At 62.3% G+C, this 21910-nt stretch carries 20 protein-coding genes; 14 read left to right on the plus strand and 6 right to left on the minus strand.

The genetic code is table 11. The features are described from left to right. Positions 1-17 precede the first annotated feature (17 nt). Genes carB through carA form a run of 3 tightly spaced genes read right to left on the minus strand, consistent with a single transcriptional unit; the run spans position 18 to position 5068 of the window. Positions 18-3365: a carbamoyl-phosphate synthase large subunit gene (gene carB, locus K3178_RS07155; protein ID WP_221570642.1), complete on the minus strand. Its 3348-nt coding sequence runs from the start codon at positions 3363-3365 to the stop codon at positions 18-20. Positions 3366-3377: 12 nt separating this feature from the next. After that, entirely contained in the window at positions 3378-3893 is a 516-nt protein-coding gene (locus tag K3178_RS07160; RefSeq protein ID WP_221570643.1) for a hypothetical protein, read from the minus strand. Further along, positions 3890-5068: a glutamine-hydrolyzing carbamoyl-phosphate synthase small subunit gene (gene carA / locus K3178_RS07165; RefSeq protein ID WP_221570644.1), complete on the minus strand. Its 1179-nt coding sequence runs from the start codon at positions 5066-5068 to the stop codon at positions 3890-3892. Before carA ends, K3178_RS07160 begins: the two co-directional genes overlap by 4 nt. A gap of 162 nt (positions 5069-5230) precedes the next feature. Between carA and K3178_RS07170 the strand changes: the two genes are divergently transcribed. Genes K3178_RS07170 through rpoD form a run of 5 tightly spaced genes read left to right on the plus strand, consistent with a single transcriptional unit; the run spans position 5231 to position 10628 of the window. After that, positions 5231-5683: a GatB/YqeY domain-containing protein gene (locus tag K3178_RS07170; RefSeq protein WP_221570645.1), complete on the plus strand. Its 453-nt coding sequence runs from the start codon at positions 5231-5233 to the stop codon at positions 5681-5683. Further along, positions 5659-6366, plus strand: a complete 708-nt coding sequence (locus K3178_RS07175; protein WP_247713531.1) for a hypothetical protein — start codon at positions 5659-5661, stop codon at positions 6364-6366. Before K3178_RS07170 ends, K3178_RS07175 begins: the two co-directional genes overlap by 25 nt. 31 nt (positions 6367-6397) lie before the next feature. Then, positions 6398-8221: a DNA primase gene (gene dnaG, locus K3178_RS07180; protein WP_221570646.1), complete on the plus strand. Its 1824-nt coding sequence runs from the start codon at positions 6398-6400 to the stop codon at positions 8219-8221. Between the two features lie 5 nt (positions 8222-8226). Continuing rightward, positions 8227-8571 carry a hypothetical protein gene (locus K3178_RS14420; protein ID WP_425594604.1) on the plus strand — a complete coding sequence of 115 codons (345 nt, stop codon included), beginning with the start codon at positions 8227-8229 and terminating at the stop codon, positions 8569-8571. Between the two features lie 38 nt (positions 8572-8609). Further along, on the plus strand, positions 8610-10628 hold the full coding sequence (gene rpoD / locus K3178_RS07190; protein WP_221570647.1) for an RNA polymerase sigma factor RpoD: 2019 nt from the start codon (positions 8610-8612) through the stop codon (positions 10626-10628). Positions 10629-10775: 147 nt separating this feature from the next. On the opposite strand, the gene K3178_RS07195 is transcribed toward rpoD, so the two are convergent. Further along, entirely contained in the window at positions 10776-12005 is a 1230-nt protein-coding gene (locus K3178_RS07195) for a sensor domain-containing phosphodiesterase (RefSeq protein ID WP_221570648.1), read from the minus strand. Positions 12006-12135: 130 nt separating this feature from the next. Between K3178_RS07195 and rpiB the strand changes: the two genes are divergently transcribed. Genes rpiB through K3178_RS07220 form a run of 5 tightly spaced genes read left to right on the plus strand, consistent with a single transcriptional unit; the run spans position 12136 to position 15394 of the window. After that, a complete protein-coding gene (gene rpiB / locus K3178_RS07200; protein ID WP_221570649.1) occupies positions 12136-12570 on the plus strand; it encodes a ribose 5-phosphate isomerase B in 435 nt (144 codons plus the stop codon). Positions 12571-12580: 10 nt separating this feature from the next. After that, entirely contained in the window at positions 12581-13864 is a 1284-nt protein-coding gene (glyA, locus tag K3178_RS07205) for a serine hydroxymethyltransferase (RefSeq protein ID WP_221570650.1), read from the plus strand. 11 nt (positions 13865-13875) lie between these two features. Continuing rightward, entirely contained in the window at positions 13876-14196 is a 321-nt protein-coding gene (locus tag K3178_RS07210) for a hypothetical protein (protein WP_221570827.1), read from the plus strand. A gap of 15 nt (positions 14197-14211) precedes the next feature. Then, positions 14212-14679 (plus strand): transcriptional regulator NrdR, encoded by a 468-nt coding sequence (gene nrdR, locus K3178_RS07215; RefSeq protein ID WP_221570651.1) that lies wholly within the window; start codon positions 14212-14214, stop codon positions 14677-14679. Beyond that, positions 14672-15394 (plus strand): RNA methyltransferase, encoded by a 723-nt coding sequence (locus K3178_RS07220; protein WP_221570652.1) that lies wholly within the window; start codon positions 14672-14674, stop codon positions 15392-15394. Before nrdR ends, K3178_RS07220 begins: the two co-directional genes overlap by 8 nt. On the opposite strand, the gene K3178_RS07225 is transcribed toward K3178_RS07220, so the two are convergent. Further along, the gene (locus tag K3178_RS07225) at positions 15384-15695 is read right to left on the minus strand and encodes a chorismate mutase (RefSeq protein ID WP_221570653.1); all 312 of its coding nucleotides are present in this window, start codon (positions 15693-15695) and stop codon (positions 15384-15386) included. The genes K3178_RS07220 and K3178_RS07225 overlap by 11 nt on opposite strands. 91 nt (positions 15696-15786) lie before the next feature. Between K3178_RS07225 and trpB the strand changes: the two genes are divergently transcribed. From trpB to K3178_RS07245, 4 genes are all read left to right on the plus strand, one after another. Beyond that, positions 15787-17001 (plus strand): tryptophan synthase subunit beta, encoded by a 1215-nt coding sequence (trpB, locus tag K3178_RS07230; RefSeq protein ID WP_221570654.1) that lies wholly within the window; start codon positions 15787-15789, stop codon positions 16999-17001. Continuing rightward, entirely contained in the window at positions 16998-17780 is a 783-nt protein-coding gene (gene trpA / locus K3178_RS07235; protein ID WP_221570655.1) for a tryptophan synthase subunit alpha, read from the plus strand. Before trpB ends, trpA begins: the two co-directional genes overlap by 4 nt. Before the next feature lie 243 nt (positions 17781-18023). Beyond that, positions 18024-18872: an acetyl-CoA carboxylase, carboxyltransferase subunit beta gene (accD, locus tag K3178_RS07240; protein ID WP_221570656.1), complete on the plus strand. Its 849-nt coding sequence runs from the start codon at positions 18024-18026 to the stop codon at positions 18870-18872. Between the two features lie 8 nt (positions 18873-18880). Beyond that, entirely contained in the window at positions 18881-20161 is a 1281-nt protein-coding gene (locus K3178_RS07245) for a bifunctional folylpolyglutamate synthase/dihydrofolate synthase (protein ID WP_221570657.1), read from the plus strand. Here the strand turns inward: K3178_RS07245 and K3178_RS07250 are convergent, their stop codons facing one another. Beyond that, positions 20162-21904, minus strand: a complete 1743-nt coding sequence (locus K3178_RS07250) for an AmpG family muropeptide MFS transporter (protein WP_221570658.1) — start codon at positions 21902-21904, stop codon at positions 20162-20164. It lies immediately after the preceding gene. Positions 21905-21910 lie beyond the last annotated feature (6 nt).

A 21910-nucleotide genomic window follows, 5' to 3' on the forward strand; every position in this document is an offset into this window, starting at 1 on the left:
GGGTAAGTCTGTTCTTGTCAGCTATAATAGTCTTGCAATGAACGCACTTCAAGCTGCTCGGTAGAAACCTCCGCAATCGCACGCGCGGCAGCGAGGCTTCCGGCGGCAGTTGTGTAATAGGGAAGCTTCTTTTCGAGCGCCGCTTCGCGGATCGACTGGCTGTCGAGAAGCGACTGCCAGCCTTCGGTCGAATTGAAGATCAGTGCCACTTCGCCATCGATGATTGCATCGACAATATGCGGCCGCCCTTCGGCGACCTTGTTGACCCGCTGGACCTCGAGGCCCTGCTCCGCAAGGAAGCGCTGCGTGCCACCGGTGGCGATGACCTTGAAGCCCTGGTCGAGGATCGTCTTCACTGCAGGAAGAATGACCTCCTTGTCGCTGTCCTTGACCGAAACAAACACCGTGCCCCCGGTCGGAAGCGTCATGCCCGCTCCCAGCTGAGACTTGTAAAAGGCCGCCGGGAAGCTGCGATCGATGCCCATCACTTCGCCGGTCGACTTCATTTCGGGCGAGAGCACGGGGTCCGAACCGGGGAATCGGGCGAAGGGGAAGACGGCTTCCTTCACCGCCATGTGGTCGGGCTTGAGGTCGAAAGGCTCGAAGCTGGAAAGCGGCTCGCCCGCCATTACCCGCGCCGCGACCTTGGCAACCGGCTGGCCGATGGCCTTGGCGACGAAAGGCACGGTGCGGCTGGCGCGCGGGTTGACCTCGATGAGGTAGACCTCGCCCTCCTTGACCGCGAACTGGACATTCATCAGTCCGCGCACGTCGAGCGCCTCGGCAAGAGCCTTGGCCTGCCGTTCCATCTCCTCGATAATGTCGGCGGGCAGGCTGTAAGGGGGAAGCGTGCAGGCACTATCGCCCGAATGGACACCGGCTTCCTCGATATGCTGCATGACGCCGGCAATGCGGACCTCGGTGCCGTCCGAAACCACGTCGACATCGCATTCCACCGCATCGCGCAGATACTGGTCGACCAGCACGGGACTGTCTCCAGACACATTCACGGCGGTGTTGATGTAGTCGTCGAGTTGCGCCTCGCTATCGACTATTTCCATCGCGCGGCCGCCGAGCACGTAGCTGGGGCGCAGGAGGACGGGGTAACCGATGCGCTGGGCCCAAGCGGCAGCTTCGTCGCGGTTGCGCGCGATGCCGTTGGCAGGCTGCTTGAGCTTGAGCTTGTTGACCAGCTTGGCAAAGCGTTCGCGATCTTCGGCAAGGTCGATCGCATCGGGCGCTGTGCCGAGGATCGGGATGCCTTCGCGCTCGAGCGCCGCAGCAAGCTTCAGCGGGGTCTGCCCGCCGAACTGGACGATCACGCCCACCACTTCGCCCTTCGACATCTCGACGCGCATGATCTCGAGGACATCTTCCTCGGTCAACGGTTCGAAATAGAGCCGGTCCGAGGTGTCGTAATCGGTCGAGACGGTTTCAGGGTTGCAGTTGACCATGATGGTCTCGAACCCGGCTTCGGCCAGCGCGAAACAGGCATGGACGCAACAATAGTCGAACTCGATGCCCTGCCCGATGCGGTTCGGGCCGCCGCCGAGGATGACGATTTTCTTGCGGTCGCTGGGATCGGCCTCGTCCTCGCTCTCGCCGAAGCTGGGCGCTTCGTAAGTCGAATACATGTAAGGCGTGATCGCCTCGAATTCGGCGGCGCAGCTGTCGATGCGCTTGTAGACCGGATAGACACCGAGCTTGTGGCGCAGCGCGCGCACTTCGCGCTCGCTGGTTGCCCCTGCCATGGCGCGCAGGGCATCGTGGAGCAGGCCGGAGCGGCGCGCCTGCGTTTCGGCCAGACCGCCCGCGACACCCACCGAGCGCACCGCCAGCGTGGCGAGACGCTTGTCGGAGAAGCCCATGGCCTTCAGCCGGCGCATTTCCGCCGCATCGCGCGGCAGGCCGTTGTGGCCGAGCATCTTCTCTTCGTAGATGATCGCCTCGATCTGGCGCAGGAACCACGGGTCGAAGCCGGTGATCTGGTTTATCTCCTCGACCGTGAAGTCCTCACGGAAGGCCTGGGCGATCTTGAGGATGCGGTCGGGCGTGCGCTGGCTCAGCGAGGCGGTAATCTTTTCTTTCGAGACGTTCTCGAATTCGGGCATGCGGTTGAACCCGTCGAGCCCGGTTTCGAGCCCGCGCAGTGCCTTCTGCATCGATTCCGCGAAGCAGCGACCGATAGCCATCACCTCGCCGACCGATTTCATCGCGGTCGAAAGCTCGTTCTTGGATCCCTTGAACTTCTCGAAGGCGAAGCGCGGGATCTTCGTGACGACATAGTCGATGGTCGGCTCGAAACTCGCCGGTGTGGCGCCGGTAATCTCGTTCTGGATTTCATCAAGCGTGTAGCCCACCGCCAGCTTCGCCGCGACGCGTGCAATCGGAAAGCCAGTGGCCTTGGATGCCAGCGCGGACGAGCGCGAAACGCGCGGGTTCATTTCGATCACGATCAGTCGGCCATCCTTCGGATTGACTGCGAACTGTACGTTCGAACCACCTGTTTCGACGCCGATTTCGCGCAAGACCTCGATCGAGGCAGTGCGCATGATCTGGTATTCCTTGTCGGTCAGCGTCAGGGCTGGCGCAACGGTAATGCTATCGCCCGTATGCACGCCCATCGGATCGACATTTTCGATCGAACAGATGATGATGCAGTTGTCCTTGCGGTCGCGTACCACCTCCATCTCGAATTCCTTCCAGCCGAGGAGCGATTCCTCGATCAGGACTTCGGTGGTGGGCGAAGCGTCGAGCCCTTCGCGGACGATCTTGTCGAATTCGGCCTTGTTGTAGGCGATGCCACCTCCCGTTCCGCCAAGCGTGAAGCTGGGGCGGATGATCGCGGGAAGGCCCGTGCGTTCGAGCACTGCATGCGCTTCCTCGACCGTATTGGCAATGCCGCTGCGCGCGCTTTCGAGTCCGATCTTGTCCATCGCCTCGCGGAACCGCTGGCGGTTCTCGGCCTTGTCGATGGCATCGGCCTTGGCACCGATCATCTCGACCCCGTACTTTTCCAGCACGCCCATCTCGTCGAGCTTCAGCGCGCAGTTGAGCGCGGTTTGCCCGCCCATGGTCGGCAGGATTGCGTCGGGGCGCTCCTTCTCGATGATCTTGGCGACGACTTCGGGCGTGATCGGCTCGATATAGGTCGCCCCGTCCGGGCCTCCGTTCTCGCCCTTCACCATCTCCGGATCGGTCATGATCGTAGCGGGATTGGAATTGACCAGGATCACCCGGTATCCCTCTTCCTTGAGCGCCTTGATCGCCTGGGTGCCGGAATAGTCGAACTCGCAGGCCTGGCCGATGATGATCGGGCCGGCGCCGATTACGAGGATCGAGGAGATGTCGGTGCGTTTGGGCATGTTCGCTTTCGTCTAGTTGGGGCGCACCGAGCGGCGTTTGCCGCTGGTCTGGAAAAACTGGCCGTCGAAGCCGCTCATAATGTTATCGGCAACATCCGCGGGAATATCGCAGCGGTCGTTCGCCTTGTTGAGCACGGTCGCAAACCGCCTGCGGATAGAGGCGAGCTGGTCTCCGTCAGTTGACCCGCCCGGCGTGAAAGTTTCGCGCGACGAGTGGTTACCCTTGCCCCGCAGGCACGGGAAAACATCGGCTCCCAAGGTCACCGGGGAACTGGCCGTGGGTGACAGTTCATAGAAGACAGTGAGCTGGTTCAGCTGTCGGGAGATGCGGAACGATCCATCGCCCTTCGTGCTGCGCTCCCATCCGGTGTCCTTCTGGGGAACATTGGCGGCGACTGTTTCGCGCGCACCCGGTTGCTGGCCATCGGCAGCATCATCACTGCCACATGCACTGGTCAGCACAGCAGCCGACAGGCAAACCCAGATTCCAGCGATCGAGCGATGCATCGAATTGCTGCCTTTCTTCACCCCAACATCCCCACGAATTTCTCGAACAGGTAAAAGCTGTCCTGCGGCCCGGGGCTAGCCTCGGGGTGGTATTGCACGCCGAAGGCCTTCTTGCCCTTGATCGAGATGCCGCAATTGGTCCCGTCGAACAAAGAGACGTGGGTTTGCTCGACATTATCGGGCAAAGTGTCGGCATCGACCGCAAAACCGTGGTTCATGCTGGTGATCTCGACAAGGCCGGCGCTCTCACCCCAATCCTCGCCCACTCGCTGGACCGGGTGGTTTGCGCCGCGGTGGCCCTGGAACATCTTGGCGGTCTTTGCCCCTGCCGCAAGGCCAAGCATCTGGTGACCGAGGCAGATCCCGAACAGCGGTATGTCGCGATCGAGCAGGCCCTGGATTACCGGCACGGCGTATTCGCCAGTCGCCGCAGGATCGCCCGGGCCGTTGGAAAGGAACACGCCGTCGGGCTGCAGCGCCATGATGTCCTCGAGGCTGGTGCGCGCCGGGACCACCGTCACCTTCGCGCCGGCCTTCACGAGATTGCGGAAGATGTTGTCCTTCGCGCCGTAATCGATCGCGACAACGTGCGGCTTGGCATTGTCGACCTCGGCATAGCCGGTGCCGAGCTGCCAGAAACCGCCCTTCCAGTCCTCATGGCCATCGCGCGTCACGCCGGGGACGAGGTCGAGCCCTTCAAGCCCGCCGAACTCGGCCGCCTGCTTCTTCAGCGCTTTCAGGTCGAACTGGCCGCGCGGGCTATGCGCGATCACCGCATTGGGCGCGCCCTGCACACGGATCCGGCGCGTCAGCGCGCGGGTGTCGACGCCCGAAAGCCCGATCTTGCCATTCTTCACGCACCATTCGACGAATTCGTCTCGCGCGCGGAAATTCGAATGGCGGGTAACGTCCTGCCGCACCACCAGACCGACCGCGCCAAGACCGCGGCTCTCCACGTCTTCCTCGTTCGCGCCGACATTGCCGATATGCGGGAAGGTGAAGGTGACGATCTGGCTGTCGTAGGAAGGATCGGTCATCACCTCCTGGTAGCCGGTCATCGCGGTATTGAAGCAGACTTCGCCGACTGCCGAGCCACTTGCGCCGAAGCCCTTGCCCCAGATGCAGGTGCCATCTGCGAAGACGATGACTCCGGTGGCTCCCTTGGGTTGCGCGTGCGAGAATGCGGACAGGGCCATGGGCGCTCCGGGTAAAGGGTTTCCAGCGATGTGTGCTAAGTCCCAGCCGCTAGGGACCGCAGCGATTCCCGTCAACCCGGCTTGCGGCGGAACCCTTGGCTTTCTGCGCCCTTCCATTACATGACCGGTGAAACTTCCACAGCTTAGACAAGAAGAGACATAATGCTCCGCGAAAAAATCCAGTCCGAAACCGTCACCGCCATGAAGGCCAAGGACAAGGAGCGCACTGCCGCGCTCCGCCTGATCGGGGCCAAGATCAAGGACCGCGATATCGAGCTGCGCACTTCGGACAAGAAGCCCGAAGACGATGAACTGGTCACCGACGTGCTGATGAAGATGGCCAAGCAGCGCCGCGAATCGATCCAGATGTACGAGGACGGCGGCCGTCAGGAACTTGCAGACAAGGAAAAATCGGAACTCGCGGTGATCGAGGAATTCCTGCCTCGCCAAATGAGCGAGGAAGAGACCCGAGCGGCGATCGAACAGATCAAGGCCGATACCGACGCTGAGGGCATGAAGGACATGGGCAAGGTAATGGGCGAGCTAAAAGCCCGCCACGGCGCCACGCTAGACATGAGCAAGGCAAGCGGATGGGTGAAGGAGTCGCTTTCGTGAAGCGGCTCCTGCTGATCGCTCCGCTGGCGCTCGCCGCCTGTTCGCAAAGCGAGCCCGAGCCCAAGCCGACGCCCACGCCTACTGTTGCCCAGCCACGCACGCTGGCGGCGGCGAATCTCGATCTGGAATCGCTAGGCGCGAAGATCGTTGGGCCGCAGGGTCCCGAGGTCGAGACCGTACTGAGTGCGGGAAATCGTGAAATCGGCAAGATGGTCAGCTTTGTCGCTTGTCCGGCGGAAACGCTGGAGTGCAAACCCGGCGAGATGCCTGAAGGCACGATTTATACCTATGTCCACCAGGTGACGCTGGCCGAACAGGACGAGCCCGAAGCGGAACCGAGCGAAGGTCCCGAAGTCGTAGAAAGCCCTCCCACGCTCTTCCGCATGACGCAGAAGGCCCACGGCTTCAACGCCGCGGTCGGCTATTCCGTTGCGCAGGCGCTGGAAGCACTGGGCGGCGAGGATGCGATCTCGATCACCAGCGACGACGGCCGCCTGATCTGGCGCGTGGTCGAGGGTGACGGCTGGAAGCCGGGCACGACGCTGACCTTCTGGTGGCAATCGACCCTTCCTCCTGCCGGACCGGCGGATGCATACCTGCTGGAGGTCGATGGCAATCAGGCTTTGGCCAAGGGGCCGTTTCCTGCAGAAGAAGACGGTCGAAACGCCGCCCAGGGCGACTAGCGTTTTTGCTAATTCGATGTAGATAAGGCCGATGGCCTTGACACCGCAATGGTTGGACGAATTGAGGATGCGGACTACTCTGTCTGCAGTCATCTCGCGTACGGTCCGCCTGACCAAGGCCGGGCGCGAGTTCAAGGCGTGCTGCCCTTTCCATAACGAGAAGACGCCCAGCTTCTACGTCAATGACGAGAAGGGTTTTTACCATTGCTTCGGCTGCGAGGCGCATGGCGATGCGATCCGCTGGCTGACCGACCAGCGCGGCATGCCCTTCATGGATGCGGTGAAGGAATTGGCTGCCGAGGCCGGGATGGAAGTCCCTGCCCCCGATCCGCGCGCCGCAGAACGGGCTGAAAAGCGAGCCAGCCTGCACGATGTGACCGCAGCGGCGCAGCAATGGTTCGTCGACAAGCTGGCTTCGTCCGAAGGGGCCGAGGCGCGTAGCTATCTCAAGCGTCGCGGGTTTTCCGATGCGGTAGTGCGCGAGTTCGGCTTCGGCTTCGCTCCTGCGGAGAGGCAGGCACTGGCAGCCGCCCTCCCCTTCGAAGAATCCATGCTGGTCGAATCCGGCATGCGGATCGAGGTCGAGGGCAAGGACCCCTACGACCGGTTCCGTAACCGCTTGATGCTTCCGATCCAGGACACGCGCGGGCGGGTGATCGCTTTCGGCGGCCGCATCCTCGATGCCGATGCACACGGCCCGAAATATCTCAACAGTCCCGATACGCCGCTCTTCGACAAGGGGCGCACGCTCTACAATCTCCACCGCGCCGCGCCTGCCGCGCGCCAGAGCGGGCGGATCGTGGTGGTCGAAGGTTACATGGACGCGATCGCACTCGCCAATGCTGGGATTGCCGAGGCGGTTGCCCCGCTCGGAACGGCGCTGACCGAGAACCAGATCGAGCTGCTCTGGCGGCAAGTGGAATGTCCGTTGCTTTGTTTCGATGGCGACAACGCGGGGCGGCGTGCAGCCATGCGAGCGATTACTCGAGCACTACCACTGCTCGGTCAGAATCGAAGCTTTGCCATCGTTCAAATGCCCAAGGGACTCGACCCTGACGACTTGATAAAGAATCAGGGCGTCGAGGCCTTTGAACTTCTGCTCGCGCAACCAACCAAACTCATCGACTTCCTCTGGGAATTCGAATTGCAGGCCAAACCGCTAAATACGCCCGAGGAGAAGGCGGGACTTAAATCTCGATTGCTTGAACACACTTCAAAAATCGAGGATTCGCTGGTTCGCGCACTTTACCGACGAGAATACAATCAGCGTTTTGACGAGCTCGTCTTTGGGAAGCGTGATCGATCTAACGCTTCCTTTGGAAAGGTCATAGAAAGTGGAGATCGTTTTCAGCAAAAGAAAGCTTTTGATGAGGTCCACTGGAAAGCGCGTGCCGACCATCTCTACCGTCGATTAGGTGCAGCGATTGTTATGGGGATGATTTTACACCCCAAGTATATTCGAATTTATGGGAGCGAATTTGAAGGACAAAGACTGAAAGCCTACGATCCTCGAATTGATATTTTGCTCGAAAGTGCAGAGTATGATCGCGATTTCTCTCAAGAGTACTTGGCCGACGTTCTCGTCAAGAGAGGCCGCAGGATGCCCGAAACTTTTGAGTGGGATGATCTGAATTTCCCCTTCACGATGTGGCCACAAGATGATGAGGAGGCGCACCAATCATTTCGGAAAGCTGTGACTTTGTACACGCGAATGCCACTAGTTGACGACGCCTTGAGGAAAGCGACCGCTGAGGCTGGAAAAGATTTGACTGATGGTAATTGGGGCGAACAGCAGCGACTCCTCGCGTACGCGATGCAGCTCAGGGAAGAACTTTTGACCATGATGGCCGCATAACCCCAATGATTACGCTTGATTCGCGCGCCGAATCGCCCATATCGCTCCCGGAAGGCCTACCCGCCCCACCGGCAAACACCCATTTCGCCTTTCTCGACAAAGGCACAGACCCGGTTGATGCGCGCGAGGATCTGGCTGAAGCCGTGTCGTTGCTGGTCGAAAGGCCGGCACTCGAAGCCGCGCTCGCGGAAGCGACTGCGCGTTTCGAGACTGATCCCGAGGGAGCTTTCGCAGAGCAACAGCGTTTGTTGAAGCGGAAGCTGGAATTCGAGGCGCGACTCGGACAAATGGCAAGCCGAAAGGCCGCGATTGCGGCCACGAAGAATTCAGATGCCGCGCAGGGATCGTAGACCTGCTCGCGGCCAGCAATACGGATTGATGGACATTTATGGCTGGTAAAAAAGGCGGCGGCGGCAACGGCAAGGACGACGACGCACCCCTGATCGACCTCAACGAGGCATCGATCAAGAAGCTCATCACCAAGGCGAAAAAGAAGGGCTACGTCACCTATGACGAGCTCAACGACGCGCTGCCGCAAGGCGAGATGAGCAGCGACCAGATCGAGGATATCCAGTCCGCCCTGTCCGAAATGGGCGTGCAGATCGTCGAGACGGACGAAGACGCCGAGGCAGAGGACGAGGTCGAGGAAATCGCACCCGCCCCTTCGGCCAAGGAAACTGCCGGCGCCAAGAAGGCTCCTGCCAAGAAGGCCGCCACGGGCGAGCGCACCGACGACCCGGTGCGCATGTACCTGCGCGAAATGGGCGCGGTCGAATTGCTCAGCCGCGAAGGCGAAATCGCTATCGCCAAGCGTATCGAGGCCGGCCGCGACATGATGATCATGGGCCTTTGCCAGAGCCCGATCACCTTCCACGCCATCATCCAGTGGTCCGAAGCGCTCAACAACGAGGAAATGCAGCTGCGCGAGATCCTCGATCTCGATGCCATGCTTTCGAAGGAACCGCCGGCAGACAAGCTGACCGACGATGCCGAAGACGATGACGACGACGGCGAAATCTCGGAAGAAACCGCCGGCCCGACCATCCGCGACGATGACGAGGATGACGACGACGATTCCGATTCCGACGACGAAGACGGCGAAGAAGGTTCGTCCAAGTCCGACGATGACGACGACGAGGACAACACCATGTCGCTCGCGCAGATGGAAGCGGCGCTCAAGCCCGATGCCATCGAGCGTTTCGCGCGCATCAAGGACCTCTTCGGCAAGTTCGAAAAACTTCAGGCAGAGCGCGTGGAAGTTCTCGGCCGCGGCGAGAACTTCCCGCCCGCCAAGGAAAAGAAATACGAAGAACTTTCCGACCAGCTCACCGCCGAAGTCGAAAGCGTCCAGTTCCACGCGACCAAGATCGAATTCCTGGTCGACAACCTCTACGCCTTCAACCGCCGCCTGACCGCGCTCGGCGGCCAGATGCTGCGCCTTGCCGAACGCCACAAGGTCAAGCGCGTCGACTTCCTCGAAGCCTACATCGGCAACGAGCTTGACGACAACTGGATGGACGGCCGCCTGAAGGACAAGAAGTGGGCCGCCTTCGCCGACAAGGAAGCCGATGCGATCGACCGCATCCGCACCGAAATCAGCGACATCGCCAGCGCAACCGGCATGGCGCTGCCCGAATTCCGCCGCATCGTGAACATGGTCCAGAAGGGCGAGCGCGAGGCGCGTATCGCGAAGAAGGAAATGGTCGAGGCGAACCTGCGCCTCGTTATCTCGATCGCGAAGAAGTATACCAACCGCGGCCTGCAGTTCCTCGACCTGATCCAGGAAGGCAACATCGGCCTGATGAAGGCGGTCGACAAATTCGAATACCGCCGCGGCTACAAGTTCTCCACCTACGCCACCTGGTGGATCCGGCAGGCGATCACCCGCTCGATCGCCGACCAGGCGCGCACGATCCGTATCCCGGTCCACATGATCGAGACGATCAACAAGCTGGTGCGCTGCAGCCGCCAGTTCCTGCACGACCAGGGCCGCGAGCCGACGCCCGAAGAGATGGCGGAGAAGCTCTCCATGCCGCTCGAAAAGGTGCGAAAGGTGATGAAGATCGCCAAGGAACCGATCAGCCTCGAAACGCCGATCGGCGACGAGGAGGATTCGCACCTCGGCGATTTCATCAAGGACGAGAACGCGATCATCCCGGTCGATGCGGCGATCCAGGCGAACCTCAAGGAAACGGTCACCCGCGTCCTTGCCAGCCTCACCCCGCGCGAGGAACGCGTGCTGCGCATGCGCTTCGGCATCGGCATGAACACCGATCACACGCTGGAAGAAGTCGGCCAGCAGTTCTCGGTGACCCGCGAACGTATCCGCCAGATCGAAGCAAAGGCGCTGAGGAAGCTCAAGCACCCGAGCCGCAGCCGCAAGATGCGCTCGTTCCTGGATCAGTAGGCTTTTCGGGAACCTATTCGGCGCCCGATCATTGGAAAGATATCAGATGGCGTAAAAATCATCTGGTTATGATGAGCTTCTTTATGGAGTCATCATCAGGAGCCCCGACATCTTCGGATGCCGGGGCTTTTCCTTGTCCGGTTGAAGCTATCCCTTCTTGAGGTACTTCACCGCATCGGCGACGGGCATGGGTTTCGCATAATAGAACCCCTGCCCGTATTCGACGCCGAGCTTTTTCAAAACCTCGGCCTCCTCCGCATGCTCCACGCCCTCGGCGATGAGCTTCGACCCGATCGCCTCGGCAAAGCGCACCATCGCGCCGACCAGTGCACAGCGCGCGAGGTCCTGGTGGATGTCCCGGGTCAGGGCCATGTCGAGCTTGAGCATATCGGGCGCAAGATCGACCAGATGGCGCAGTCCGGCATAGCCTGACCCTACGTCGTCAATGGCGATCCGCGCATATTTCGAGATCGGCTTGAGCGCTTTCTTGAGCGCGGGATAATCGTCCACCTGCTGGTGTTCGGTCACTTCGACTACGAGGTTCTTCTTGCCCGCCCGTTCGAGGACCTGATGCAGCGCGCCGGAGATGATCGTTTCGGGCGAGGCATTGACCGACACGTAGAAGCCGGAAGGCACGTGCTTCAGGCTATCGAGCGCGCATTCGACCGCCAGCAATTCCAGCTCCAGCCCGCGTCCGATCTCGGCGGCTTCTTCGAACCACTTGTCGGGCCCGCGCATCATCGCGTCAGGAAAGCGCGCGAGGCATTCCACACCGACAGGCTTGCCAGTCTTGATCGAATGGATCGGCTGCTGGTGGATCTGCATTGCGCGGTCGCCGATCAGCTTGGTAATTCGCTTGTCGATCCGCTGGAAACGATAGTCGTGGTCGAGATTGCTCTCGATTTGCTCCACCGCCAGAGCCGCAAAGGCGCGCAACACGCCCACGTCGCGCTCGGTCATGGTGCGGTCGGGATTGCGGCTGAGGCAGCAGAAGCTGCCGTATAGCGTGCCGTCGGACAGGCGTAGCGGCGTATTCAGGTGGCAGCCGACCGGAAGGAAATCGGTAATCGCCATCGTCGCGGTGAACGGATGGTCCGCCGGATCCTGGATCAGTTCGGGCAGCCGCCCTTCGGCGATATGCCAGCAATAGCTGTTTTCGCGCGGATCGCGGAAGCCGGGCCCCATCGGCAGGTCGAGATCGGAATCGACATGCGTCAGTTCCTTCTCGTTGTTCTCGACATAGCGCGAGACGAAGGCGATCTCGGTGCCGAGATGCTCGCGGACCGCACGCAGGATGCGATCAATCGAAGCCGTCTGCACAGGCTCTGCGGCCAGTTTCGACGCGACGGCGGGCACAAGCGTTCTATGCTGCGACATATCCATAGCCCCGCGAATAGGGCGGATTCATTAATTATTTGGCATAACCAAAGCCATTCTCCGCGAATTCGTGTGCAGAGCGCCGCCTTCGGGGTGGAGAGAATCGCCTTGCGTCCCTATGTCGGCGGCCATGCGTATCGCCCTTGCTTCAGACCATGCCGCAATCGAGCTCAAGGCTACCTTGCGCGACTGGCTTATCGAACAGGGTCACGAGGTCGCCGACCTCGGGCCGGAGACCACCGACAGCGTCGATTATCCCGACTTCGGCTACAAGCTGGCGGGCGTGGTCGCCGACGGCACTGCGGAGCGCGGCATTGCGCTTTGCGGCAGCGGCATCGGCATCTCGATCAGCGTGAACCGCAATCCCGCTGTTCGCTGCGCGCTGGTCTCCGAACCGCTCTCCGCCGCCCTCGCCCGCGAACACAACGATGCCAACTGCATCGCCATGGGCGCGCGGCTGACCGGCGTGGACATGGCCAAGGCCTGCGTCACCGCCTTCCTCGACACCGAATTCGCCGGCGGGCGCCACCAGCGCCGCGTCGACAAGCTCTCCAATCCTTGCTGACAGGACAAGCATGACCGATAACCGTTTCTGGAACGACACGCTCGAACAGGCCGACCCGGAGGTCTATGCCGCTGTCCGCAGCGAGCTGAAGCGCCAGCAGGACAAGATCGAGCTGATCGCGAGCGAGAACATCGCCTCGACCGCAGTGCTCGAAGCCACGGGCAGCGTCTTCACCAACAAATATGCCGAAGGGTATCCGGGCAAGCGCTATTACGGCGGCTGCGACTATGCCGACGTGGTCGAAACTCTGGCGATCGAGCGCGCGAAGGAGCTGTTCGGCTGCAACTTTGCGAATGTGCAGCCCAACTCGGGCAGCCAGATGAACCAGGCGGTGTTCTTGGCTCTGCTGCAGCCGGGCGATACCTTCATGGGCCTCGACCTCAACTCGGGCGGGCACCTGACCCATGGCTCGCCGGTCAACATGAGTGGCAAATGGTTCAATCCGGTCAGCTACGGCGTGCGCAAGGACGACGAGTTGATCGACATGGACGATGTCATGGCCATCGCGAAGGAGCACAAGCCCAAGCTCATCATCGCTGGCGGCACGGCTTATAGCCGCGTCTGGGACTGGGAAGCCTTCCGCAAGGTGGCGGACGAGGTCGGCGCCTACCTCATGGTCGACATGAGCCACATTTCCGGCCTCGTTGCTGGCGGCGCGCACCCCAACCCCTTCCCGCACGCGCATGTCGTGACCACCACCACGCACAAGAGCCTGCGCGGTCCGCGTTCGGGCGTGATCCTGTGGAACGACGAGGAACTGACCAAACCCTTCAACATGGCGGTCTTCCCCGGCCTTCAGGGCGGCCCGCTGATGCATGTGATCGCCGCCAAGGCGGTGGCTTTCCGCGAGGCGCTGCGCCCCGAATTCAAGACCTATGCCGCCAATGTCGTCGCCAATGCGCGCGCGCTGGCACGCGGGATCGAGGCCAACGGCCTGCGCGTGGTTTCGGGCGGGACGGACAACCACTCCATGCTGGTCGACCTCACGGCCAAGGACGTGACCGGCAAGGCAGCCGAAGCCGGTCTCGACCGCGCATGGCTCACCTGCAACAAGAACGGCATTCCCTACGACACGCGCAGCCCCTTCGTGACCAGCGGCATCCGCCTCGGCACGCCTGCGGGCACCACGCGCGGCTTCGGCGAAGCGGAGTTTGAGACCATCGGCAAGCTCATCTGCGAAGTGGTCGAGGGCCTTTCGAAGAACGGCCCCGAAGGTGACGGACAGGTCGAGCAAAGCGTGCGTGACCGCGTGGCCGAACTGTGCGAAGCTTATCCGGTATATCCCGGACGCTAAGGAGCACCCCCATGGCCAACATCCCCGACGACCGTAACTCCGACTGGCAGAAAAAGGCGCGCAAGGACGAGCATTCCCGCGAAGATTATCGGGATGCCCGGCAGGAGGGAGAGCGCAGGCGCAATTCCTTCCAGGACCACGACCTCGTCCCCGACGCCACGGCCGAGATCAAGGCGATGGCTGCGGAAGGCATGGACCATCCCTCTACCAAGCCGGTCCTGACCGGTGCGGCGGTCGGCGCTTTTGCGGGCTGGGTTCTCCCGGTCGTCGGTCCCATCATCGGCGGCGTCGCCGGTGCGGGGTTCATGCTTTACAAGCGCCTGCGCCCCTAATTTTACGGATACATAATGCGCTGCCCATTTTGCGCCCATGACGACAGCCAGGTGAAGGATTCCCGGCCGACCGAGGATTCCACCTCGATCCGCCGCCGCCGCCAGTGTTCCAAGTGCGGTGCCCGCTTCACCACCTTCGAACGCGTGCAATTGCGCGAGGTCACCGTCGTCAAATCGGGCGACCGTCGCCAGGCTTTTGATCGCGGCAAGCTCGAGCAGTCGATCAGCCTTGCCTGTCGCAAGCGCGAAGTGGCGCAGGAGCAGATCGACCAGCTCGTCAGCGGCATCCAGCGGCAGGTCGAAACCGCTGGCGAGGCGGAAATCCCCTCGCAGCGGATCGGCGAACTGGTGATGGACGGCCTGCGCCAGCTCGACAGCGTGGCCTATATCCGCTTCGCCAGCGTCTATCGCGATTTCAGCGAGGCGCGTGACTTCGAGGAATTCGCCAGCACGGTGCAGGAAGCGGCAAACGAGCGTGGCTGACAGTCGCAAGCCCGTAATCGTGCTCGTCCGGCCGCAGCTGGGCGAGAATATCGGCAAGGCCGCGCGCGCCATGCTCAATTTCGGCCTGACCGAATTGCGCATGGTCACTCCCCGCGATGGCTGGCCCAATCCCGACGCGGGTCCGGCAGCAGCCGGTGCCGACATCGTGCTGGAGCAGGCGCAGGTATTCGAGAGCACAGCCGACGCGGTGGCTGACTGCGCGCATGTCTACGCCACTACCGTGCGCAAGCGCGGCGTCACCAAGCCGGTCGTCACACCCGAGGAAGCAAGCCGGGAGATCGCTGGCGCTGAAGGGCGCAGCGCCATCCTGTTCGGACCGGAGCGTTCGGGCCTGGAAACCGAGGATGTGTCTCTCGCCCGGGCCATCCTGACGGTACCGATCAATCCCGAATTCGGGTCGCTCAACCTCGCGCAGGCCGTGATCCTTTGCGCCTACGAATGGTCGAAGCACGAGCAACTGGTGCAGCCGACGCAGGAAGAGCTACTGCCCCCCGCACCGCAAAAGGAACTCGACGGATTGATCGGCCATCTCGAGGAGATGCTGCGTCCGAAAGGCTATTTCCTGCCCGAGGACCGCGAGGAGGCGACGCGCCGCACCTTGCGCGGCGTGCTGACCAAGCCCGCCTGGAACCACCTCGAAGTGCGTACCCTGCGTGGTGTTTTGTCGAGCCTGCAGCGCGAGCCTAAGCCCTGATCGCGTCCCACTCTTCGAGTTCATAGGTGATCGAAGTTTCGACCAGCAGGTCCCAGATCTCCGCGATTCTTTCGGCAGGGATGCCGCGCTTCGCAGCATCCGCCCGCGCATTCTCGATCACCTCGGTCTTGCGCGCTTCGTCGCGCACCACGTTGCGATCGGTCTTGATGCGCGCCGCGGCGCGCATGTAGCCGAAGCGGCGGTCGAGCAATTCCATCAGTTCGCGGTCGGTGGTGTCCACGCCAAGGCGCACTTCGCGCATGGTCTCGCAATCTTCGGGCAGTTTGAAACCGTCACTCATGGCCGCGCCGAATGGCGCGTTGAACCGCGCTTGTCGAGGACAAACCAAAGCCTCACTCGACTTGTCCGCAGACCCACGGCAATAGGGCCACATGGCCAGCCATCCCAACACCTATAAGAACCAGCCCGACGAGCGCGGACACTTCGGCGATTACGGCGGGCGCTATGTCGCCGAAACGCTGATGCCGCTGGTCCTTGACCTCGAACGCGAATACCGCGCTGCGCAGGCCGATCCTGCATTCCAGGCGCAGTTCGACGACCTGCTCGAACACTACGTGGGCCGCCCTTCCCCGCTCTATTTTGCAGAGCGGCTGACCGAGGCGCTCGGCGGCGCGCAGGTCTGGTTCAAGCGCGACGAGCTCAATCACACCGGCGCGCACAAGATCAACAATTGCATCGGGCAGATCCTGCTCGCGATCCGCATGGGCAAGACCCGCATCATCGCGGAAACCGGCGCGGGGCAGCACGGGGTCGCCACCGCCACCGTCTGCGCGCGTTTCGGCCTGCCTTGCGTGATCTACATGGGCGCAGAGGACGTGCGGCGGCAGTCGCCCAACGTCTTCCGCATGAAGCTCTTGGGCGCGGAAGTCGTGCCGGTCACCAGCGGGCGCGGCACGCTGAAGGACGCGATGAACGAGGGGCTGCGCGACTGGGTCGCGAATGTCCACGACACTTTCTACATCATCGGTACTGCTGCAGGCCCCCACCCCTATCCCGAACTCGTCCGCGATTTCCAGAGCGTCATCGGCAAGGAAGCGCGCGCGCAGATGCAGGACCGCATCGGTCGCTTGCCCGACCTTCTGGTGGCAGCGATCGGCGGCGGCTCGAACGCGCTCGGCCTGTTCCACCCCTTCCTCGACGATCCCGACGTGAAGATGCTCGGCGTCGAGGCGGCAGGCCACGGGCTCGATGGTGACGAACACGCGGCAAGCCTGCTCGGCGGCTTCCCCGGCGTGCTCCACGGCAACAAGACTTACCTGCTTCAGGACGAAGACGGCCAGATCACCGAAGGCCACTCGATCAGCGCCGGCCTCGATTATCCGGGCATCGGCCCCGAGCACGCTTGGCTGAAAGACACGGGCCGCGTCGAATACACCGCCATCACCGATGAGGAGGCGCTGGAGGCCTTCCAACTCCTTTGCCGCACTGAGGGAATCATCCCTGCGCTCGAACCAAGCCACGCCATCGCGGCAGTCGCGAAGCGCGCGAAGGACATGCCGAAGGAGAGCGTGATCCTCGCGAACCTATGCGGGCGCGGAGACAAGGACATCTTCACCGTGGCCGAACGGCTGGGAGTGGAGATGTGACCCGCCTCTCCAACGCCTTCTCCAAGCCCCACCCCGCGCTCGTCTGCTTCATAACCGCAGGCGATGGCGACACTTCGGCCAATCTCGACGCGCTGGTCGAGGGCGGCGCGGATGTGATCGAGCTGGGGATGCCTTTCACCGATCCCATGGCCGACGGCCCCGCGATCCAGAACGCGAACCTGCGCTCGCTCGGCGCAGGCACGACCACCGCCGATGTGCTGCGTATTGCCACCGAGTTCCGCCAGCGGCATCCGAACGTGCCGCTAGTGTTGATGGGCTATGCCAACCCGATGATCCGGCGCGGGCCGGAGTGGTTCGCCTCGGCCGCCAAGGACGCGGGTGTCGATGGCGTGATCTGCGTCGACATACCGCCCGAGGAAGACGACGCGCTCGGCCCCGACCTTCGCGCAGCCGGAATAGCGCCCATCCGCCTCGCCACGCCGACTACCGATGCGCGGCGCCTGCCGCAGGTGCTCGAAGGTTCGGACGGATTCCTCTATTACGTGTCGGTCGCCGGGATCACCGGCAAGCAGCAGGCCGCGCAGACCTCGATCGAGGAAGCGGTGGCCAGGCTGAAAGCCGCCACCGACCTGCCCATTGCAGTCGGCTTCGGAGTCCGCACGCCCGAGCAGGCGGGTGCTATTGCCCAGGTTGCGGACGGCGTGGTCGTAGGCTCGGCGCTGGTGGAACTGGTCGGCGAACACGGCACTGACGCCCCTGCCAAGCTGCGCGAGTATACGGCTGGGTTGGCTGGAGCGGTGCACGCAGCGCGAAACTGACGTTTCCTACTCCGCGCTCACCGGATATGCGGGGGCAATGGCCTTCCATACTCCTGCATGTTTTTCGCCTCGGAAAAGTGGGCAGTTTCGGGCCTTTTCCAACCGGAACCGTGGGCTCTGGCCCCGCATCTGTGCCGTTCGCGGAAACAGGTTTGTAGGTGACACGGGTGTCAACTTCGTCAGCTTCGTCGGGCGCGCTGCCGCCTCTCGCCAACCGGTTTCAATTTCGCTAGAGGCCTCCGCATGAACTGGTTTACACGCGTCCGTAACAATATCAGCTGGCTACCCAAGCGCACCACCGACAAGGATCTGTGGGTCAAGTGCCCCGGCTGCCAGCAAATGGTCTTCGGGCAGGAATATGCCGAGAACATGGACGTCTGCCCGCGCTGCGACCACCATGGCCGGATCGGTGCGGACAAGCGCCTCGCCATGCTACTCGACGAAGGGTTCGAAACGCTTCCCGTGCCGGAAGTGAAGGAAGACCCGCTCAAGTTCCGCGATTCGAAGAAATACACCGACCGTCTCAAGCAGGCGCGCGCGAAAAGCCCGCACAAGGACGCTTTCCTTGTCGGTGCAGGGAAGATCGAGGGCAAGCCCGCCGTCGTCGGCGTGCAGGACTTCTCCTTCATGGGCGGCAGCATGGGCATGGCTGTCGGCACTGCCTTCTGCCAGGGCGCGGAGCGTGCGCTGACGCTGCGTGCGCCCTATATCGTCGTGACGGCGGCTGGCGGTGCGCGCATGCAGGAAGGCATCCTCAGCCTGATGCAGATGCCCAAGGCGACCGTGATGACGCGCCGCCTGAAAGAGGCGGGCCTGCCCTATATCGTCGTGCTGACCGACCCGACCACGGGCGGCGTCACCGCAAGCTATGCCATGCTGGGCGATGTCCATATCGCAGAGCCCGGCGCGCTCATCGGTTTCGCCGGCCAGCGCGTGATCCAGGACACCATCCGCGAGCAGTTGCCCGACGGCTTCCAGCGCGCCGAATACCTGCACAAGCACGGCATGGTCGACATGGTCGTCCACCGCCACGATCTGCGCGACACGCTGGCCACGATTCTCGACTACCTGGCCCCCGCCGAGGCGGCCTGACCCCCCAGATGCGGGATTTCGCCCGCTCCGACAGCGCTGCGGTGCAGGCCCAGCTCGACCGGCTGGCGCAGCTGAGCGTGCCCGACGGGCGGTTGGGGCTGGATACCATTCGCGCCCTGCTCGACAGGCTCGGCAACCCGCACCGCAAGCTGCCGCCCACCTTCCATGTCGCCGGGACAAACGGCAAGGGCTCCACCTGTGCCTTCCTGCGCGCGATGCTCGAGGCGGAAGGCTACAAGGTCCATGTCACCACCAGCCCGCATCTCGTGCGCTACAACGAACGTATCCGCGTGGCGGGCGAACTGATATCCGACGAACGACTGTCGGTATTGCTGGCCGATGTGCTAGACGCTGGCGAGGACCTCAATCCCAGCTTCTTCGAAGTCACCATCGCCGCCGCCTTCACCGAATTCGCGCGCGTCCCCGCCGATGCCTGCGTTGTCGAGGTGGGGTTGGGCGGACGCTTCGATGCGACCAATGTGCTGGAGGCCGACGTGCTGGCCGCCTGCGGCATCGCGGCGCTCGGGATCGACCATGAGCGGTTCTTGTTGGCGCCTGAGGAGGGCGTGCCGGAGGAGCCGATTGCACGCATTGCATTCGAAAAGGCCGGTATCGCGAAACAGGGCGTGCCTCTGGTCTCTGTGCGTGGCAACAACCCGTCACAGGCGCAACAGGTCATCCAGGCGGTTGCCGAGGCAAAAGGCGCGCCTCTCCACGAGGTCTATTCTTTCGAGAACGGCAACATCTATATCGACGATTACCACTATCCCGAGCCGGGCATTCGCGGCCCGCACCAGCATCGGAATGCAGCGCTGGCGAATGGAATGCTGCGGCTACAAGACAAGGTCGCGGTCAGCGGCGATTCGATCAAGAAGGGCATCGGCTCGGCCTTCTGGCCTGCGCGAATGCAATTGCTCGGACCCGGTCCGCTTTCCGCTTTGGCCGAAGGACAGGACATCTGGCTCGATGGCGGTCACAATCCGAGTGCCGGTCTTGCCATTGCCGAAGCAATCGACGGTCCCCTTCACCTCGTCATGGGCATGCTCGCCAACAAGGACCCGCGCTCGCTGCTCGACGCTCTCGCAGGCCGCATCCGCTCGCTCACCGTTATACCCGTGCCTGGCCACGAAGCGCATCCGGTCGACGCATTCGGCAGGGATGCGCAACCGGCACTGACTGTCGAAGAGGCACTCTTCAATCTACCCGCCGACGGCTATCCCATCCTGATCGCAGGCTCGCTCTACCTTGCGGGCGAGGTCCTGCGGCTCAACGACGAGATACCCGACTGATTACTCGGCTGGAGCGGTCTCCGCCATGCTCTCGCCAGCTTCGGGAGCGACGATACCGGCGGCGCGCTTTCCCCGGCTTTCGCGATACCATTCGAAACACACGAGCACCGCAGCGGCCAGGCCGATCCAGGTCGTCAGGATAAAGACGTCGAAATACCCTTGGTTCTCGATCATCTCGCCAAGCGCCCCACGTCCCAGCGTGCCGACAAGCAAGGTCAGCGAGGCCAGAAGCGCGTATTGGACCGCGCTGAATTTCTTCGAGACGATGCTGGATAGCCACGCGATGTAAGCTGCGCCCGCAATACCGATGGCGAGGTTTTCGAATGCGATCGTGATGGTAAGCTTGGCCAGGTCCGCATCGCCGATGCCGGGCACCTGCTCGATCAGGTAGGTAAAGCCGACCGCCTCGCTGAAAGCCGCCATATTGTGCCCACCCACGGCCATATCGGCATAGAGCAGGTTCGTCAGCGCGGCGAGAATTCCGCCGATGAGTAGCGTTGCCATCCGGCCAATCGTGGTGAGCATCAACCCGCCAAGTGCGAGGCCCGCGATGATGGCGCCCACACCGAAGAACTTCGAGGCGAAAGCAACGTCGTCATTCGTATATTCGAGTTCGCCCAGGTAAAACGGATAGGCGAATGAGCCCCAGATCGCGTCGCAGATGCGGTAAGTCAGGACCACCGCAAGGATAAGCACCAGAGCCCAGCCAACACGCCCGACGAGTTCCACCAACGGCAGGACAAGCGCACGATAGAGGTGGTCGAGAGCATAGGCGCCGCCACTTGCCTCGGGCGCATCGGCCGTGAGGACGTGCTTGCCCTGCTTCTTCTGTCCAGCGAGCCATCCCGCGATCAGCCCCGGTAGGATAATCGTCGCCACAATGATCAGCGGGCCGAAAGTGGCAGTGAATTCCGTGGGATTGGGCCTGTCTTCGGGCGCATTGGCCATCGACATGACCATGAAAGCCAGGACCGTTCCGATTGCACCCGCCCACAGCAGACCAACCATCACAAGCGCACGGTTACGGATAGAGGGAGCCAGTTCACCTGCCTTGCGCAGCGCGCGAACCTGCAGTTCGCTCTCGGTGGCAACATCCTCTGCCTCCTCATCGGCATTGGGCGCCCAGAGACCGACAAAACCGACTGCCAGCAAGATCGCGCCCATGAGTGCGTAGGTTTCGGGCCAGCCGATCCGCGCGGCAATGATCAGGCCGAGCGCCCCCCCTACAAGCGAGGACAGCCGGTAACCCATCTGGTAGACGGTCGAGAGGATATCGATGGTGGCCCGCTCGTCCGCCACGTCGATACGCCATGCGTTGATCGCGATGTCCTGCGTCGCACTGGCAAAGGCCCCGATCCCCGCAAGAAGGCTGAACATGCCGAGCTGCGACTTGGGATCCAGGATACTCATGGTGACGAGGATCGCCCCGAGGAGCACCTGCGCTGGCACGATCCACTGCTTGCGCCGCCCCAGTTTGCGCAGGATCGGAATATTGACCTTGTCGATCAGGGGCGACCAGAGGAACTGGAAGGCGTAGGCAAGTCCGATAAGGCTGAAGATACCCATCGTCTCGAGGTCGACTTCGGCCTCGGTCAGCCAGGCGAACAGCGTGCCCAGGAACAGCGCGAACGGCAGGCCGCTGGCGAAGCCGAACAGCAGCATGAAGCCGGTTTTCCTGTTGGTGAGTGCCAGGCCGAGGACCTTGAGCGCGGATTTCTTTTGTTCTGCAACCGCTTCGGCCATGCCCTA

This window comes from Qipengyuania sphaerica (genome assembly GCF_019711595.1).
GTDB classification, from domain to species: domain Bacteria; phylum Pseudomonadota; class Alphaproteobacteria; order Sphingomonadales; family Sphingomonadaceae; genus Qipengyuania; species Qipengyuania sphaerica.